Annotated in this window: 11 protein-coding genes, 1 tRNA gene and 1 pseudogene; 7 read left to right on the forward strand and 6 right to left on the reverse strand. The window is 47.1% G+C overall.

Annotation, left to right across the window (positions count from 1 at the left end; translation table 11 throughout):
- Window positions 1-13: 13 nt before the first annotated feature.
- The 3 genes and pseudogenes from trmD to ELAC_RS10940 all read left to right on the forward strand — a co-directional run.
- A pseudogene (trmD, locus tag ELAC_RS10930) lies at window positions 14-685 on the forward strand (tRNA (guanosine(37)-N1)-methyltransferase TrmD); the annotation flags it as partial.
- A gap of 84 nt (window positions 686-769) precedes the next feature.
- Complete coding sequence (gene rplS / locus ELAC_RS10935; RefSeq protein ID WP_098039330.1) at window positions 770-1,198, forward strand: 50S ribosomal protein L19; 429 nt, start codon at window positions 770-772, stop codon at window positions 1,196-1,198.
- On the forward strand, window positions 1,198-1,845 hold the full coding sequence (locus tag ELAC_RS10940; RefSeq protein WP_098039331.1) for a ribonuclease HII: 648 nt from the start codon (window positions 1,198-1,200) through the stop codon (window positions 1,843-1,845). Before rplS ends, ELAC_RS10940 begins: the two co-directional genes overlap by 1 nt.
- Before the next feature lie 287 nt (window positions 1,846-2,132).
- On the opposite strand, the gene ELAC_RS10945 is transcribed toward ELAC_RS10940, so the two are convergent.
- Together ELAC_RS10945 and queF are read right to left on the reverse strand one after the other, a co-directional pair.
- On the reverse strand, window positions 2,133-3,167 hold the full coding sequence (locus tag ELAC_RS10945; protein ID WP_098039332.1) for a WD40 repeat domain-containing protein: 1,035 nt from the start codon (window positions 3,165-3,167) through the stop codon (window positions 2,133-2,135).
- 44 nt (window positions 3,168-3,211) lie between these two features.
- Window positions 3,212-4,036 (reverse strand): NADPH-dependent 7-cyano-7-deazaguanine reductase QueF, encoded by an 825-nt coding sequence (gene queF / locus ELAC_RS10950; protein WP_098039333.1) that lies wholly within the window; start codon window positions 4,034-4,036, stop codon window positions 3,212-3,214.
- A gap of 367 nt (window positions 4,037-4,403) precedes the next feature.
- Between queF and ELAC_RS10955 the strand changes: the two genes are divergently transcribed.
- Window positions 4,404-5,234, forward strand: a complete 831-nt coding sequence (locus ELAC_RS10955; protein WP_143406504.1) for a hypothetical protein — start codon at window positions 4,404-4,406, stop codon at window positions 5,232-5,234.
- 544 nt (window positions 5,235-5,778) lie between these two features.
- The gene (locus ELAC_RS10965; protein ID WP_098039336.1) at window positions 5,779-6,870 is read left to right on the forward strand and encodes a leucine-rich repeat domain-containing protein; all 1,092 of its coding nucleotides are present in this window, start codon (window positions 5,779-5,781) and stop codon (window positions 6,868-6,870) included.
- A gap of 267 nt (window positions 6,871-7,137) precedes the next feature.
- Here the strand turns inward: ELAC_RS10965 and ELAC_RS10970 are convergent, their stop codons facing one another.
- Together ELAC_RS10970 and ELAC_RS10975 are read right to left on the reverse strand one after the other, a co-directional pair.
- Entirely contained in the window at window positions 7,138-9,180 is a 2,043-nt protein-coding gene (locus ELAC_RS10970) for a hypothetical protein (protein ID WP_098039337.1), read from the reverse strand.
- A 484-nt stretch (window positions 9,181-9,664) separates the two neighbouring features.
- Window positions 9,665-11,686 (reverse strand): DUF3604 domain-containing protein, encoded by a 2,022-nt coding sequence (locus ELAC_RS10975; RefSeq protein WP_098039338.1) that lies wholly within the window; start codon window positions 11,684-11,686, stop codon window positions 9,665-9,667.
- Window positions 11,687-12,121: 435 nt separating this feature from the next.
- Between ELAC_RS10975 and hemH the strand changes: the two genes are divergently transcribed.
- Together hemH and ELAC_RS10985 are read left to right on the forward strand one after the other, a co-directional pair.
- Window positions 12,122-13,129 (forward strand): ferrochelatase, encoded by a 1,008-nt coding sequence (gene hemH / locus ELAC_RS10980; RefSeq protein WP_098039339.1) that lies wholly within the window; start codon window positions 12,122-12,124, stop codon window positions 13,127-13,129.
- Between the two features lie 185 nt (window positions 13,130-13,314).
- Window positions 13,315-13,893 carry a class I SAM-dependent methyltransferase gene (locus ELAC_RS10985; protein ID WP_098039340.1) on the forward strand — a complete coding sequence of 193 codons (579 nt, stop codon included), beginning with the start codon at window positions 13,315-13,317 and terminating at the stop codon, window positions 13,891-13,893.
- A gap of 87 nt (window positions 13,894-13,980) precedes the next feature.
- Here ELAC_RS10985 and ELAC_RS10990 read toward each other — a convergent pair whose 3' ends face one another.
- Both ELAC_RS10990 and ELAC_RS10995 read right to left on the reverse strand, forming a co-directional pair.
- Window positions 13,981-14,499: a hypothetical protein gene (locus ELAC_RS10990; protein WP_098039341.1), complete on the reverse strand. Its 519-nt coding sequence runs from the start codon at window positions 14,497-14,499 to the stop codon at window positions 13,981-13,983.
- Between the two features lie 151 nt (window positions 14,500-14,650).
- Window positions 14,651-14,738: transfer RNA gene (locus tag ELAC_RS10995), tRNA-Ser, on the reverse strand.
- Window positions 14,739-14,815: the final 77 nt, after the last annotated feature.

Genomic DNA, 14,815 nt, shown 5'->3' on the forward strand with positions numbered 1-14,815 from the left:
AGAGGGTACGCCTGTGCGCGTTGACATCCTGTCTCTCTTCCCCGGTTATTTTAAGGGCCCTTTTGATGAAAGTATTATCGCAAGGGCTGTAAAAAACGGGCATTTGTCGATCAACTTGGTAGATATCAGATCTTTTGCCGAGGGAAAGCATAAGAGGGTGGATGAAAGGCCATATGGCGGCGGACCCGGAATGGTACTTCAGCCGGAACCGGTTGTAAAAGCTATACGATCGGTTCAAAGTGAAGATGCCTGGGTTGTGTACCTCTCGCCTCAAGGTAGTCTGTTTAATGCCGGAAAGGCCAAAGAGCTCTCGCAGAAGAAGCACCTGGTTTTTCTCGCCGGACACTACGAAGGGGTAGATGAAAGGGCGCTTAAAAGCGAAGTGGATGAAGAGATATCCATTGGCGACTACGTATTGACGAATGGATGCCTTCCGGCCATTGTAGTTCTTGATGCTCTGATTCGGTTTATACCGGATGTATTGGGGCATGAAGACGCAGCGAAAGAGGATTCCTTCGAAAATGGCCTGCTCGACTGCCCGCACTACACGAGGCCTGAGTTGTTCGAAGGAGAACGTGTTCCGGAAGTGCTCTTGAGCGGCGACCATGCGAAGATAGCGGCATGGAGACTTAAAGAGTCGATAGCTAAGACAAAAAGGGTTCGGCCCGACCTTTACGAGAGCTATCTGAAAAAAGGGCCATAGCACCTGCCGGTTTGAATGGGTGCCCCGTAAAAAAGTTAATTATTTATCGTTGAGGAGACTTAAACTATGAAACGAGCTGTGATCCAAATGCTGGAAAAGCGGCATCTCAAAAGCGATATCCCCCAGTTTAAAGTGGGAGACACGCTGAAGATCCACACAAGAATTGTTGAAGGCGACAAGGAAAGGGTGCAGGTGTTCACCGGCACTGTAATCGCAAGAAAAGGAACCGGCTTGTCCGAGACATTTTCCCTGCACCGTGTAGCTTTTGGAGAAGGCATGGAGAGAGTATTTCCTCTGCACAGCCCCCGTATTGCCAAGATCGAAGTAATGCAGCGCGGCGACGTCAGAAGAAGCAAGCTCTATTACCTCCGCGGAACACACGGTAAGAAGTCTAAAGTTAAAGCTCTCTATACAGCTGTCTCTGCCAGCAACACTGCTGCTACTGCAGCACCCGTTCAGATGGCAGAATCCGGACTGAGTAAAGAACAAGAGTAATGTCAAAGGACACTCCAGGCGGCGCCGAAGAGATGACGCGCCTCTATGAGATGACATCCTTTGAAAGAGAGGCTTCTGCCCAGGGACACACTGCAATCGCAGGTGTGGACGAAGCGGGCAGAGGTCCTCTTGCTGGTCCCGTCGTTGCAGCAGCAGCCATCGTTCCTCCGGGCCTTTATATTCCCTATATCAATGACAGCAAAAAACTCTCTCCTGCGAGACGGAAAGAGCTTTTTCATGCAATCAAATCCAATTCCTCTATCCTCACGGCAGTAGGCATAGTCTCCCCTGACGAGATCGATCGTATCAACATTTACCAAGCGACACAAGAGGCCATGCGGATTGCTGTGCGAGCGCTTCCGCAAAAACCCGATATCCTTTTAGTCGATGGCATGAAAATAGGCGAGTTTCCCTACCTCCAGTGGAAAATCATTAAAGGCGACGCTCTTTCCCAGTCGATAGCAGCCGCTTCCATTATAGCCAAAGAGACGCGGGATGCGTTGATGGAAGAGTATGACAGGCTCTATCCCGGCTATGGCTTTCTGAAGCATAAGGGCTATGGCACAGCCATGCATCTTGACGCGATTGAAAAACTGGGGCCTTGTCCCATCCATCGACGTTCATTTGCCCCTATAAGGGACTTTTAACAGTCCCTGAGCGCTTTATGAATTGCCCATTCAGAAAGCAAACTATCCATATTTGACTTTATACCGAAAGTGTCTCAAAACTTGGGATTTTGGCTTTGAGATACTTTCGGTATAGTATAGGCTCTTAGCGCTGATTTGGGAAACTGTCAAGCGAACGCATTCCCATTCATTCCATGGTTTGCTTCATTGGCGGAGCAGGCCGGCTGGACAGAGACGCGGTATTTGCCTCCCACATTTGGATGGGATACGGTATGACGAATTACAAGCAGATTAGTGGAATCGAAGTTCTATTCCACCGCAAAGAGGATCACCGATTTCCTGGAGTTTCCATGGTCTGTCGACAAAATTGCCAGTACTTTGCCGCTTGGTGAAAAGGCAACCCCTTTCACACCTCCTTCTTCCGGTTCGTAGACATGCATATGGTAGGTGAGGGGATTGTATATTTCCAGTATCTGGGACGGGATGAGAGGGTAGGAAAGCGCTTCTCCGGGCTGCCGCCTGAAGATTGCCACCGTTTTTTTGCCGGCAGCCGATGAGACAACCAACGTATGATCGAAAGGGTGGAATGCCAAAGAGTGAGTGAAGTGAAAGCCTGTTTCCTCCCCATGGAGAATTTGTATGGGTATCGGGTCGTACTCATCAGCTGCGGTGGGATCGTTAGCAAAGAGAATCACGGAATGGGTGGCATGACTTGTCGCGGCCAAAAGAGAGCCGTCGCTTGAAAAGGCAACACCGTCAGGCCGATCCATAAGGGAGAGAGGCAGGCTAAGAATTTGGCAGGGAATCTCATCGTAATGATTGTTTGATCTCTTGAAGAGGGCGACTGAATTCCCCGCTACATCGCAGACTGCTAGCCTGTTGCCTGCTGGGTTGTATTTGACGGTATGTGCGTTCCTGAGGCCTGCCTTTTTGCCGTGGATGACGGCCATAGCTTCCGACTTATAGAAACCACTGACTTCATCCCGTTCGTGGATAGTGATTTTATTTGAGTAGCTGGAGACGATCGCCAGGTGCTCTCCCCCTGGAGAAAATGAGAGGTCGTGCGGGTAGGAGAAGGCGGGATGCCCTTTCATGATGAATGCCGGCTCCGGCGTCATCTTACTTATATCATTTTCAAATATACGGTAGAAAAGAATGTTGTTGCTTCTTGCATTGGCTACCGCAATGAAGTCGCCTGAGGGTGAGAAGGCAATCCCTTCGGGATGGTTGAGCTTGCTTGCCGCTCCCTCAATGGTATAAAGAGGGGGGCTTGAGATAATTTCCACAGAGGATAAAAGGGCGGGGCAAACAGTCAAATGAAAAAATAGTATCAAAAGAAGCATTGCGAATCTCCCCGATCCCGTCTTAAAATTCTTGTGAAAGGTATCTATTGCCTTATCTGCCTTGCGTTGTCAGCCTCTGTCTCAAAATTCGAGCGGAAAGGGTTGATGTCAAGCCCCCCACGCCTTGTGTATCTTGCGTATACAGTCAATGAATCGGGCCGACATCTCTCCTGAATATCGAAAAATACTCGCTCTACGCAGTGCTCGGCAAATCCTGAGTGGCGTCTAAAGGAGATGATGTATTTCAGTAAGCCCTCGTGATCAATTTTAGGCCCTTTGTAGCGAATCAAAAGCGATCCCCAGTCTGGTTGTCCAGTCGCCAGGCAGTTAGATTTCAGCAGATGGCTGTGGACCGTCTCGTCGATGTGAGCTCCTTCCGCTTTCAAGTGGTTTGGATTGAACTCATAATCATTAATGCTGATATCGAGAGAATCGAGGCAAACGCCAGGGAGTTCATACGCCAGTTGGTCACGGGCTTTGTGGGCAGGGGTCAGAGAAACCTGAACGGACGCTCCGACAGCTTTGGAGAGATCCCTTACCATGACCTCTCTGACAGCTTCGTATGAGGGGAAAATGCTTTGGTTGAATGAGTTTAGATAGAGCTTGAATGATTTCGATTCGACAATGTGTGGTGAAGCGCAGGGGAAAGTGAAGACGGCGATGGCGATCTCAGGCTTTCCCTTGGGTCCAAGCCAGGAGAGTTCCATTCCGTTCCATATATCGAAGCCGTCAAAAGGCAAATTAGCGTCCTGCAGGCCGATTAAATCGCGCGCCAGCTTTCTCTCAACAGGGAACAGAAGCTCAGGGCAATACTCTTCCACATAATCGGTTTTTTTTCCCAAAGGGGCGGTTTTCAATCCGTGATCCATGGCTACCTCAACTAGAGCGGTTTTGATGAAGGTTGAAGAACAAAAAAACGAGCCGGATGATTATACCGACGGTGTTCAAAAATTTGGTTTTCGCAAAGCGAAAGCTCCTCTAGATTGAAAGATTACAAGTTACCTAATATTAAGGTGATAAGGTTAATTGTAATCTTGAGGGCTTCGTGACGTCAAAATCACAAATTTTGCGATACTTTCGGTATAGGGACAAGCTCAACGCAAATACTATGCCATGGACTCTTGGAGAAAGTAAACGCTTTTCTTTATAAATCCTTAATTCGCTGCTGTTATATTATATTTGTTATAAGAAAAAAGGTTGTAGTATAATATAAAAGAGTAATTAGCGGGGTTTATTATGAATCCAATGAGAAACAACACGTTCCTTCATTTGAAGCAATTTGCAGATCATCAAAATGTGCAAATCGCGGCGGTCTCCAAAAAAGAGTCTTACCTCGAAGAAAAGGGAGAGCTCGCACTGGGAGGAGATAAGGCTGTCATCACCTTAAAAAAGCTTGATATCGCCAACCTTCCTTCCGAGAAGTTACGTAAATATCACGAAGAAGGCAGAATTGCTTTCATTTTAGACGGTGGGTTTGTTCAGTTTAACAAAACATTCGCCGAAGCTAATCTTTGTGATTTGGAAGTGTGCCACTTGAAAGTGAAGCCTGCCAAAAGCGCAGAGCTTCAAGAAGGGGAGGTACCTCCTGAGCATGAGATGCTGATAAACGTTGCGATCACTCACCTAAACCAGGAAGAGTACGATGAAATCATGAATGTATGCCACGAGATCTTGGCATCTTTCAAACAGGAGAAGTCCGATGAGAAAAAACTTCAGGGGAAAGTAAAAGTTTCCGAGATCAATTATGACTCCTCTGTCAGACAAGCTCTCCGCAAGCTGCTCATGAAAAATGTTTTAGATCAGATGACCGATATCACCCAGCGCTACATCGAAAGTATGGAGCGTAACCGTGAAGAGCAGCGGGCAGAGCAGGAAGCGGACGCCAAGAGGCAGCAGGACTTGAAAGAGCGCCTGAGCCGTGAACGTCTTAGCGATGAACGTATCAAAAAGGACATCGAAGTGAAAACAATCGAGGGCACAGAGCTGAAAGAGACCACGATCAGTGATGAAAAGAGGGAGGCTCTCGAGCGTAAAACAGGCAAGCCCATCGGCGAGCATCAAGCGTAAGATTTGATCCTTCCTTCATGGTACATGCTAAAAATGCGGCTCAATTGCCGCATTTTTTTTGTATCTTGCTTTCGGCTCCCTTTCTAAGAGACTGTTAACCTATTCGGAGTTCTTCGAATAGGGAGGATTATTGTGACCGCTTTTCGATCTCGTGCGAGAGCTGATACTGCCTCCCAATGAATCGGAAAGGGGTTCAAAAGATTTAAAATCACCAGGACTGAATTCGTTGACAGTCTCTAAAAGCTTCTTTGTATGCCGGAATCGATTCAAAATTTGGCATGAGAGCATTGAAAAAGCCTTGGGATTGAAAGTCATCCCATGTTTCAAAATCTTTCATTCTTGGGGAGCTTTTTATGTGCTGAAACCCAAATCGTGAGACAATATCAGTACGATCTGAATTTTGATTTCAACACTTCTGTTTTTCTATGGCTAATCAAATCGATTATCTAATAATCTTAATTAAAACTTTGCAATAAAATATTGATCTTGTTTATCATTGGACAAGTGCATGTATTATTAAAAACTGAATTGTTGAGGTTTTTCTATGGTTCATTCGCTTACTGCTCCATTCTTAAGTTTGGTCAATAAGGGTCTAACATCCATTCCTTCCAGCATAGTGGCCGACCACTCCGATGTGACCGAAGTGATTCTCGACGGAAATCCCCTAGGCAACCTAAGCACTGCTATTTTAAATTTTCCCAAAATCTCCTCTCTGAGCCTCAACAATATCCGCATGACGGAATTTCCGTCGGACCTGGGAACATTGAAGCATCTTAAGGTTCTCAAGATCAATGAGAATAATATGGAGATGTTGAATGAATCTATAGGAGAGCTTGATGAGTTGGAAGTTTTGGAAGTGGAAAGATGCGGCCTGAAAGTCATCTCCCCGCTGATCGACCGGTTGAAAAACCTGAAGGTTTTGAAGCTTAGCGGCAATGAGCTCACCGAGATCCCTGATGAGATTTGTAAGCTGGAATCATTGAGAGAGCTTCATCTCAGCCATAATCTGATTACAAAGTTGCCGGAGAGCCTCTCTTCGTTGCAAAACCTGGAAGTGTTGAACCTTTCCTTCAACCATATCGATACGCTTCCTAGGGCGATAGGAGCTATGAGGGCGCTGAAGAGGCTGTATCTTACCGCGAACAGGCTCTGGGGTGAGTTTCCGGACTCAGTGGGTGATTTGGCCTCTCTTGAAGTATTGGCTGTCAGCAAAAATGCGATCGAATCACTGCCTTTTTCGATGGGTCGTTTGGAGGCTTTGAAAGAGCTTAGGGCTGAACGTAATCAATTAAAATCCCTGCCCGCCGAAATTACTAGCCTGCCCCACCTGCGCGCTCTCAGCCTGGCAGGCAACCCACTTGCGAAAAATGATGAGGTCATCAAACCCGGCTTTCCCTCCTTAGTCGATCTGGCTCTTACCTATCTTTTAAGGGCGCCCACGGGGGATATCACCCAGCTTACCGAAGACCTGCAAGATGATTTGGCTGAACCGCCAGTTACTTGCAAAAGTTGCAAGAGGCTATTCTTTGAGAGAAATCTGTATCGTGTACTTACGATCAAGAGGCTGTTTTCGCAAAATATTCCGCTGCTGTCTTACTGTTGCGTTCAGTGCAACACCCGAGCTAAGGGTACCTAAGAGCCTGTCTTAAAAACTCAAATCATACGATTTTAAGTTTTATGAGAGGATCTAGAGATCGTTGACGATTTGGTTTCTGTTGATTTGGGGATTCTTTTAAATCAATTTTCGATTCATCTTTGGGAATCAATACCAGCCTCCTTAAACAGCCACTACGCGATTTGTTTCGAAGAAGGTGTGCTTCAGGTAACAAAACTTGGGACATTGGCGCTACGGGGTGGAAACCAATGCATTCACGTTACCTGAAGCGCATGCGTTTTTTGAATGCTATACTTGTTCGTATTCCTCTTTTGTGATGATGCCTAAATAGTCGAAGCTCTCCTGGAGAAAGGGGCCCATCTGCTTCCAGGCGTTTTCCGGGGCTATTTTTTCTTCCAGCGTGTGCTCTCCCGCCTCTTCAACGACGTCGGAAGTGAAAATTCCCGGCAGAATGCGGGCGGTGGGCGTTCGGTTCTCTACAAAAGCCTTCATAATGTGATAACTCTCTACATCCACAGAGTTAACTTCCTTTGCGGCCGCATCATGAAGCCATGCTTTGTTTTCAACGAGCGGCGAGTCTACGGTGATGTTTCTCTGCCCAGCTATAGCCTCAAACCGGCTAAAGGGGACATCCATAACCATCCTTGGATCAAGATCTATCTCCGCCTCTTGGTACATAGCCCCTGTCAACAGTTGATAGGAGGAGACATCAGCGCTTTTGCTAAGAGATCCTCCAGCTCCTACAGTGAACAGGTTTTCAACGCCATTTTGCATCAGTTTTTCTGTGACGTTTCCAGCCAGACTTCCATTCGGCATGCGCATGCCCATAATGCCTATCTGCCCTCCCTCTTTGCTGGGTATGGCAACGTAGGAATATTTAATGCTGCCCACTTCCGAAGTGGTGAGTGTGAGGCCGTTGCGCTCGAAGATTCTTTCCACTTGCGAGTCTCTATCTTTACCAAAGGATACTGACTCCATCTCCTCCGGAAACAGCCTTGCAGCTAGAGCTTCGACGATAAGGGAGCGGTTGCCGATAAAGCAAATGGAAGGAGGGACTTCCAAAGATTTTAAATTGCGGTCGAGGTTATCGAGCAAATCCTTTTGGGCGATGGAAAATAGCCCTCTCACCCCAACTTGTGTAAGGTCGATGCCCGCGAACTTTAACTGAATGAGCTGGTGGAACAGCTTTGATGAATTGGAAGCTCCTGTAATGATAACTTTGGCATCATTGGGGTTTTCCGGGTTCTCAAAATAGTAGTAGCGGTTGGATGTGCGACCAGCCAGCTCTCCTTTCATTACATACCCGAGCTCTTCATAGTAGTGGCGCATATCCTTTTCAGGACCGATGAAAACTTCTATATTTTTGCCGGTTCCTCCCCGAGGCTCATGCCCGGAGACAAACTTCATGCTCTCTACCGCTTTTCGTGCCAGACGGACATCCAGATATCCCTCCGGATTCATGATATGCTCGCTTGTTACATCAAATTCCATGATATAACGCGGGATCTCCTCGCCTCTCTCATACTTTTCTTTTATGCTCATCTGATGAATGCTGGAGGGGGCTCTAGGGGCTACTTGAGGATGTTTTACGGCGTAAGACATGGACTTGGAAAAAACTTCCTTATTGAGGTCTTTGATGATCTCCTCGCTGTTCGCAGAGTCCTTTCCGGATGTTTTGATAAAATCGGTGGCTGTATCCAGCATCAGTTGCTCGAGTATTTTCATCCCTTCTTCCGGCGTCAACTTTTTCTCAGGCTCGATTAACATCTTATTCGACAGGCAGCCCAGCAGCTGGACATAGAGATCGCCCTCTTCTTTTTTATCCAAGCCATAATGTTTGGTGATGAGTTCACTCGTTCTGTCGACGGCTTCACCACGCTCTTTAATGAAGAGTCTTAGCGTTGCGGAGGGGTGGACCCATTGCTCTTTGCCCTCTGGCACGAATACGATATTGGCTACGGCGCTGCTTAGCGATTCGATTAGTTTAGCATCGTGCCCTCCATCGTCGCCGAGATTTAACTTCAGCTGGGCGTGCGTTTCAATACGGTTCATCAATTCACTTTTTAGATCACTATCGCGCGGCAGCATGGCGATATTGGCGAGTTCGCCTCCGAAGATTTTTGCTATCAAGCGACCATCATTCTTGGAGAAGCGGAGTCCGGCTTCGCGGAAAGATTCGTTCACCGCGGCACAAATTTTTTCAATTTGCTCATCAGAAATTGTGTAGGTCTTTCCGTGAACGACGGCACCTGCTCTTTCTGCAAGTTTGGCATTGTAGTCATAAGGTTGACTACCCCCACTTTGAAGACTGGATCCAGAATTTTCGATCATACTAACCTCCGTGTTAGAGATCTGTTCCTATTATAATCTATCTATGTTAAAGAACTCATTTAAATTTATTATGAAGATTGTCTGTTGTAAATATTAACGTTCTTTTTAATAGTTATTTAATAATACACGAGGTGATCAGAGCTTCCGAAGGTATAAGGCACTAATGCCTTGTTGAAATCTTTTTTAAGAGTAAGTGAGGTGAGAACCGAACTCTTTGACGCGTGTCAGAAATGAATGGCAATTGTTTTTAGTGAGTGAGAAGTGGTATTTGGTGAAAACGAGGGGGATAAGGGTAAAGAATCTGGCGTGGCGCTTTGAGAAAGCTCCCCACGATGGAGCCATGGCAAATCACCTAATATTAGAGCTATGAGGTGCGTTGCCATGGCTTGGGTGCGAGAACTTTCTCTTTGTCCAAAATTAAATTTTCAGAAGCCTTCGATATAGCCCGGAATGAAGGGCCCTTGAAAAGGGGGAGAAAAGGAGGTTACTCCTCATCGCCCTCATATTCTTCCAAGTCCTCTTCCAGATCATCTTCATCTGCGGAGAAATCGAGGATATCCTCTTCTTTCACCTGTGCTTTGGGAATAACGCGCTGCATGCGTTTTGCTTTTCTCTCCTGAGGGGAGAGTTTGACAAAATCGATCCAGATTGGAGAAGACCATGCAATATGGCCATCTTCCTGAGTGACTCTGACGTAATAAAACACGAAGGGAGGACGCTTATCTGGGCTTTGTAAGATGATTTTCGACATATCCACCATATCGTCAAATTCAAACTCGAGACGATACGTTTTTACCGGTTTAAAGGTTTTGATCACTTCGCCATTGCGGATGATTTCTACAGTCTTTAAAGGGCATGTGCCGGCAGCAAAACCAGCGATATGGCGGTTGATGGTAAGTCCTGGTTTGTCCGCTGTGGAGACTTCTTGGCCCATGGACGTTCCCGCGATGTTGACGCTGAGCAGCATCCTCTCACCAGTCGTTGCATAGCACGATCTTCTGTAGAGCGCATCTGCGATACCAGCCTTGGAAAACTCCTTGGCGATCACGGCGGTGATGCCGGGTGTGTATTGGATCTGGTCGCCCTCAAAAAAGTCGGAGAAGGCGCCTCTGTCGTCGAGCCCACCGGCTACGAAGCCAAAGCGGCAATTATTCTTAAGAGCCTTCAATACCGACCCATCAGAGCATTCTTTGACACCTTTTTTTCCTTCGGTGTCAATGGGTTTGGTATTACCCTCTTTTACGGAACATTCCGACGAACCCCACGCATTGTAGATTTCGACGACTCTTTCAAATTCGGGATTGTATTCTTTGAAGTTGTACTCGCAGCCTTTGCCCATCGTGAACGTTGGGATGGAGATCAGCTCTTTGGGCGAGAAGCACTTATAGATTTTTTTCAGGGAAGAGGATTTGGTGTCTTTTTTCCTGAGTATCTGCTTGCCGTCTTTTAAGTAGACGAGCTGATGAAGCCCTTCCTCTCCGGATTCTCCTTGCCACTGGAATCCGATGAAGGTGGTGAAGCGGTCGGCCTCGTCAAACTCCACCGCGTTTTGTGTAATTTGCTTCCAGCTTTCATTAGAGGTTTCTTCTTGACTCTCAAACGAAGAGGTCGAGAAGAAGTTTAGCGCTTTCTCATCTCTGAAGTGCCTTAAGCAGCCCTCGATGTTTTCGGCGGAGTCGATCCGTTCCGACTCGCCATGGAACAGCCCCCACAAAAGAACTTCATTTGCTTCGGCAAAGCACTTAATGGGGCTGGCCTTGAATGTTTCTTTTGTTGTGGTGTTGGTCAGTTGGATCGTGTAGATGCCCGGTTCGTTGAAATAGAGGTTGGGCAGGGAGATAAAGCCTGTCTCTGGAACGAAAAGCTTCCAGTTTAGATTTTCCCGGATGTTCTCATAGCTGAGTTCGATCAGTGTGTCTTCAGGAGCGTTGCTGGTCAGGTTGCCATGCTCATCTTCGAATCGGATGACAACGTCGAAACGTTTGTTTTTGGCGACAAAGGAGGGTGCCCACACTTTGATGTTTTTCAGCTCTCCGCCCTTAACGTCCATGTTGAATATTTCCGGCTCGCCGTAGCGGCCTTTTCCGGTGGGATCGATGTAGAGGTTGAATGCCCGTCTGCGGTGAGAGTTTGTCTGAACTTGGTTGCCGGTTTTCTCATTCGATTTAGCACCCTTTGGCGCTCCGACGACAATGGTTACGGGCGATCCGGCGCTCACTGCTTGGGGTAGAGCACACTCATACTGAGGTGTGAAGCGCCAGTCGACTTCCACTTCATGAAAAGCGGCCGTTTTACCGTTTTCAAAAAGAAGATAGATCTGATTACGGGGCTCTTTAAGGTCTACCGACGGAATTTCCCAGTCTATCGGTCTGCCTTCGGACCCAAGATCAAATTTTAAAAGCGTTCCTTTGGGGAGGTTAGACCCGGGAGTGTACACAAATTTCCAGGTGCCTATTTCGCCGGCATAGACAGTGTTCGGTTCGCAAAAACAAATTGATCTTCTCATGGGATTTTAGTAGCTCCGGGCTGTTTTGATATGCAAGGTGCTCTCCATTTAAGCAGAACGATCCATTCTTTTTCAAGTTGGATATCCTCCGCAGCAGGTTGATGAAATTAAGGGGTTTTTTCTTTTAATGGACCCATGCGGCTTAAGGCCAATTCATCTAAATTTAGGAAAGACAGCCCTCACGTTCTACTATCCGAGGTGCCGCCAGTCGATAAATCAACCTATTTCAAATGGCCGACAGGCTCTGAGGCGCAATCTCTTTCAATTGTGATTAAATGCTACATCTTCAATACTGGCTTTTGAAGAAAGCCATCCGGTAGCGTCTGGGTATTAAAACTTTGCCGATTGCGACTAAATTAAATTTTGACTGGATCGGAAGCTTGGCAAGGGCGCATGCCCTAGGTGGAAATTGGGGAAAATGAGGAGTGAGTTAAGGTGAAAGGAGAGACAACGGGGGTACTGCTGGTTAACTTAGGAACACCCGATACGCCTGCCGTTGCGGATGTCAGGCGCTATTTGCATGAGTTTTTGCTCGATCCCCGTGTGATCGATATCCCCCGATGGAAAAGAGAGCTGCTTGTCAGGTGTCTGATTGTTCCTAAAAGGGTGAAGAATACCGCAGCTTCCTATTCTAAGATTTGGACCGGCGGGGGGTCACCGCTCCTGTTTTGGGGGAAAACAGTCAGGGATCAGTTGCAGGCGGCTCTATCTGACAGTTTCAAAGTGGTTCTCGCCATGCGTTATCAAAATCCCTCAATTGAGCAGGGGCTTGAGCAGCTCGCTTTCTGCAAAAAAATCATTATCTTGCCCCTGTTCCCACAGTACGCTTCGGCGACGACAGGTTCCATTTTCGAAAAGGTTATGTTTTATTTGAAGAGGTGGTTGACAGTTCCTGAGGTGCATTTCATACCGAGCTATCCTGTTCAAAAGAAAATGGTCGCCTGTTTCAGCGAGAGAGCGCGCGAAAAGGGGTACGAGAAGTTTGATCGCATTCTCTTTAGCTTTCATGGGTTGCCAATTAGGCAAATTCGCAAATGCGACCGTTTGGGTGTCTGTAAATCTTCGCCGGATTGCTGTGTGCAGGCAAAAAATCCGCAGTGCTACGCTTCTCAGTGCGTGAGCACAGCGCATGCTGTGGCCAAGGAATTGAATATTCCTAAAGAGAAGTTTGTAGTGACGTTTCAGTCCCGGCTCGGAAGTGAACCCTGGCTGGAGCCTTCAACCCAAGATACTGTCCATCAATTGGCTAAAAATGGTGTTGAAAATCTGCTGGTCTTTTCTCCTTCCTTTGTTGCGGATTGCCTGGAGACATTGTATGAGATAGGCGTGGAGCTGAAGGATGAGTTCACTCAGCTTGGGGGAAAGAGGTTGGAGCTCGTTCCCAGCCTTAACGACCATCCACTTTGGATTGAGGGACTGAAGGAATTAATCCTCGCCAAGTAAGGCAGGCTCTTAGAGACTGTTAACAGATTCGGATTTCGGGAAAAGCGAAAGTCTCCCAAGAAGGAAAGAGTGCAAGTCGTCTCCTATTTCTAATAGTGGGCGAGCGGCAACTTTCAGTCCTCAAGACCCTCTCGCAGGCCCCAACGCCAAATTTAGAGATGTTTTTCGGTATAGATGAGGGATAAATGGACAAGATCAAGTCTTTACTTACCATGCGTTTTGGTAAAGAGATCCGCACCCATAGCATGATCCATCATGAAGAATTGATGACCAAGCTTATCAAGCTTGCCAAAGTACAATCGATTGTTGAAATCGGCACGCTCCATGGAGTCTCGGCAGCTCTTTTTGCATCCCTTGGATTAAAGGTCGCCACGTTTGACATTGTAGCCAGTCCTCTTGCTGAAGAAATCTGGAAGTATCTGGATGTGAGTTCGCTAATAGATTACTCTATCTGCCGGGACGATGAAGAAAAAAAGGAGATTCTTTCAGGGCGCTCCTTTGATGTTGCCTTTATCGATGGAGACCATCATCTAGATAAAGCCCGGTTTGATTTCGATTGTGTAAAACGTTGTGGATTTGTCATCTTTCACGATTATAAGCCCCATGCCCCTCACTTTAAACCGCTCGCCGACTTTATCGACTCGCTGACGCCTCAGCGGTATATTTTCGGTGAACCGGGAAGCCAATTTGCGGTCTGGATTGCAGAAGACAGCAACCAACGGGAAAACCTGGATCTTCTCGAGTGGCTGAAGGCGGGTGCCTGATCTATATCGCCTCGTAGGGTGGGGTACGAACCGCCTATCAATCGCTCCGGAGATGATTACCAATTAAAGGAGCCCGTACCAAATAATCTAAGCTAAGTGGAGTATGCCGAGGGGGACTGGGTAGATAATGTCCGGGTATGGAGCTGCCTGCACAAAAAGCGTTTCCCTGTCAGCCGGAACACTTCGTGGCGGCGGGCATATTTCCTTATAGATGTTTAAAGGGGTTGCAATGATGTCGAGAGAGGCATTGGCGATAAAGCCAAATGGGATCAGCGCTTCAAGTGCGCCGCGGACAATCTGAGCCATTCCTGTGTTTATTGCCTCATCATACCAGCGCCCGATAATAGGTCCACAGGTGGCTTCACGCTCGCCGATAGCCGCTGTGAAGCCGGCGATGGCAATGCCTGCCACTATCCGCAAGGCTCCCGAGACAATTTGCACCCCTGGGATATATCCCAAAATATTCATCACGATATTCCAGATTCTCATCGCCGTGATCGCGACATTACGCACCTGGATTGGCATATAAAGCGAATCGTTTGGCTTGATGTTGAACGTTTCCCGGTTGATGGATCGGATACCCCAGGTATTTAGAGAAATGGACATACGAACTTTCCTTCACGAGGTTAAGATGGTGATATAATGACTTCTATGAATGTGTAGGGGTAATCTGTATTTATCTTTCGTACAATGCTATACAGGTGCTTTGCGTAGTGTACTCTTGTTAGACCTATCTACACAGGAACATGGGAGACTTCGGAAGAGGAGGGATTCGAACCCCCGGACGGCTCATCACCGCCTTCTGTTTTCAAGACAGACGCAATCGGCCACTCTGCCACTCTTCCGTATTTTGGAATAGACCCATTCTAGGCAAGCTTTTAAATTATCACAATATAAAGAAATATTTTAACACGTCTTCAGA

This window comes from Estrella lausannensis (assembly GCF_900000175.1).
GTDB lineage: Bacteria > Chlamydiota > Chlamydiia > Chlamydiales > Criblamydiaceae > Estrella > Estrella lausannensis.

Bases quoted from the DNA above. Each gene is read 5' to 3' on its own strand.
- ELAC_RS10985 (WP_098039340.1), top strand. From the start codon at position 13,315: ATGGACAAGATCAAGTCTTTACTTACCATGCGTTTTGGTAAAGAGATC.
- ELAC_RS10990 (WP_098039341.1), bottom strand. From the start codon at position 14,499: ATGTCCATTTCTCTAAATACCTGGGGTATCCGATCCATCAACCGGGAA.
- ELAC_RS10945 (WP_098039332.1), bottom strand. From the start codon at position 3,167: ATGCTTCTTTTGATACTATTTTTTCATTTGACTGTTTGCCCCGCCCTT.
- queF (WP_098039333.1), bottom strand. From the start codon at position 4,036: ATGGATCACGGATTGAAAACCGCCCCTTTGGGAAAAAAAACCGATTAT.
- ELAC_RS10955 (WP_143406504.1), top strand. From the start codon at position 4,404: ATGAATCCAATGAGAAACAACACGTTCCTTCATTTGAAGCAATTTGCA.
- ELAC_RS10940 (WP_098039331.1), top strand. From the start codon at position 1,198: ATGTCAAAGGACACTCCAGGCGGCGCCGAAGAGATGACGCGCCTCTAT.
- ELAC_RS10975 (WP_098039338.1), bottom strand. From the start codon at position 11,686: ATGAGAAGATCAATTTGTTTTTGCGAACCGAACACTGTCTATGCCGGC.
- ELAC_RS10965 (WP_098039336.1), top strand. From the start codon at position 5,779: ATGGTTCATTCGCTTACTGCTCCATTCTTAAGTTTGGTCAATAAGGGT.
- ELAC_RS10970 (WP_098039337.1), bottom strand. From the start codon at position 9,180: ATGATCGAAAATTCTGGATCCAGTCTTCAAAGTGGGGGTAGTCAACCT.
- rplS (WP_098039330.1), top strand. From the start codon at position 770: ATGAAACGAGCTGTGATCCAAATGCTGGAAAAGCGGCATCTCAAAAGC.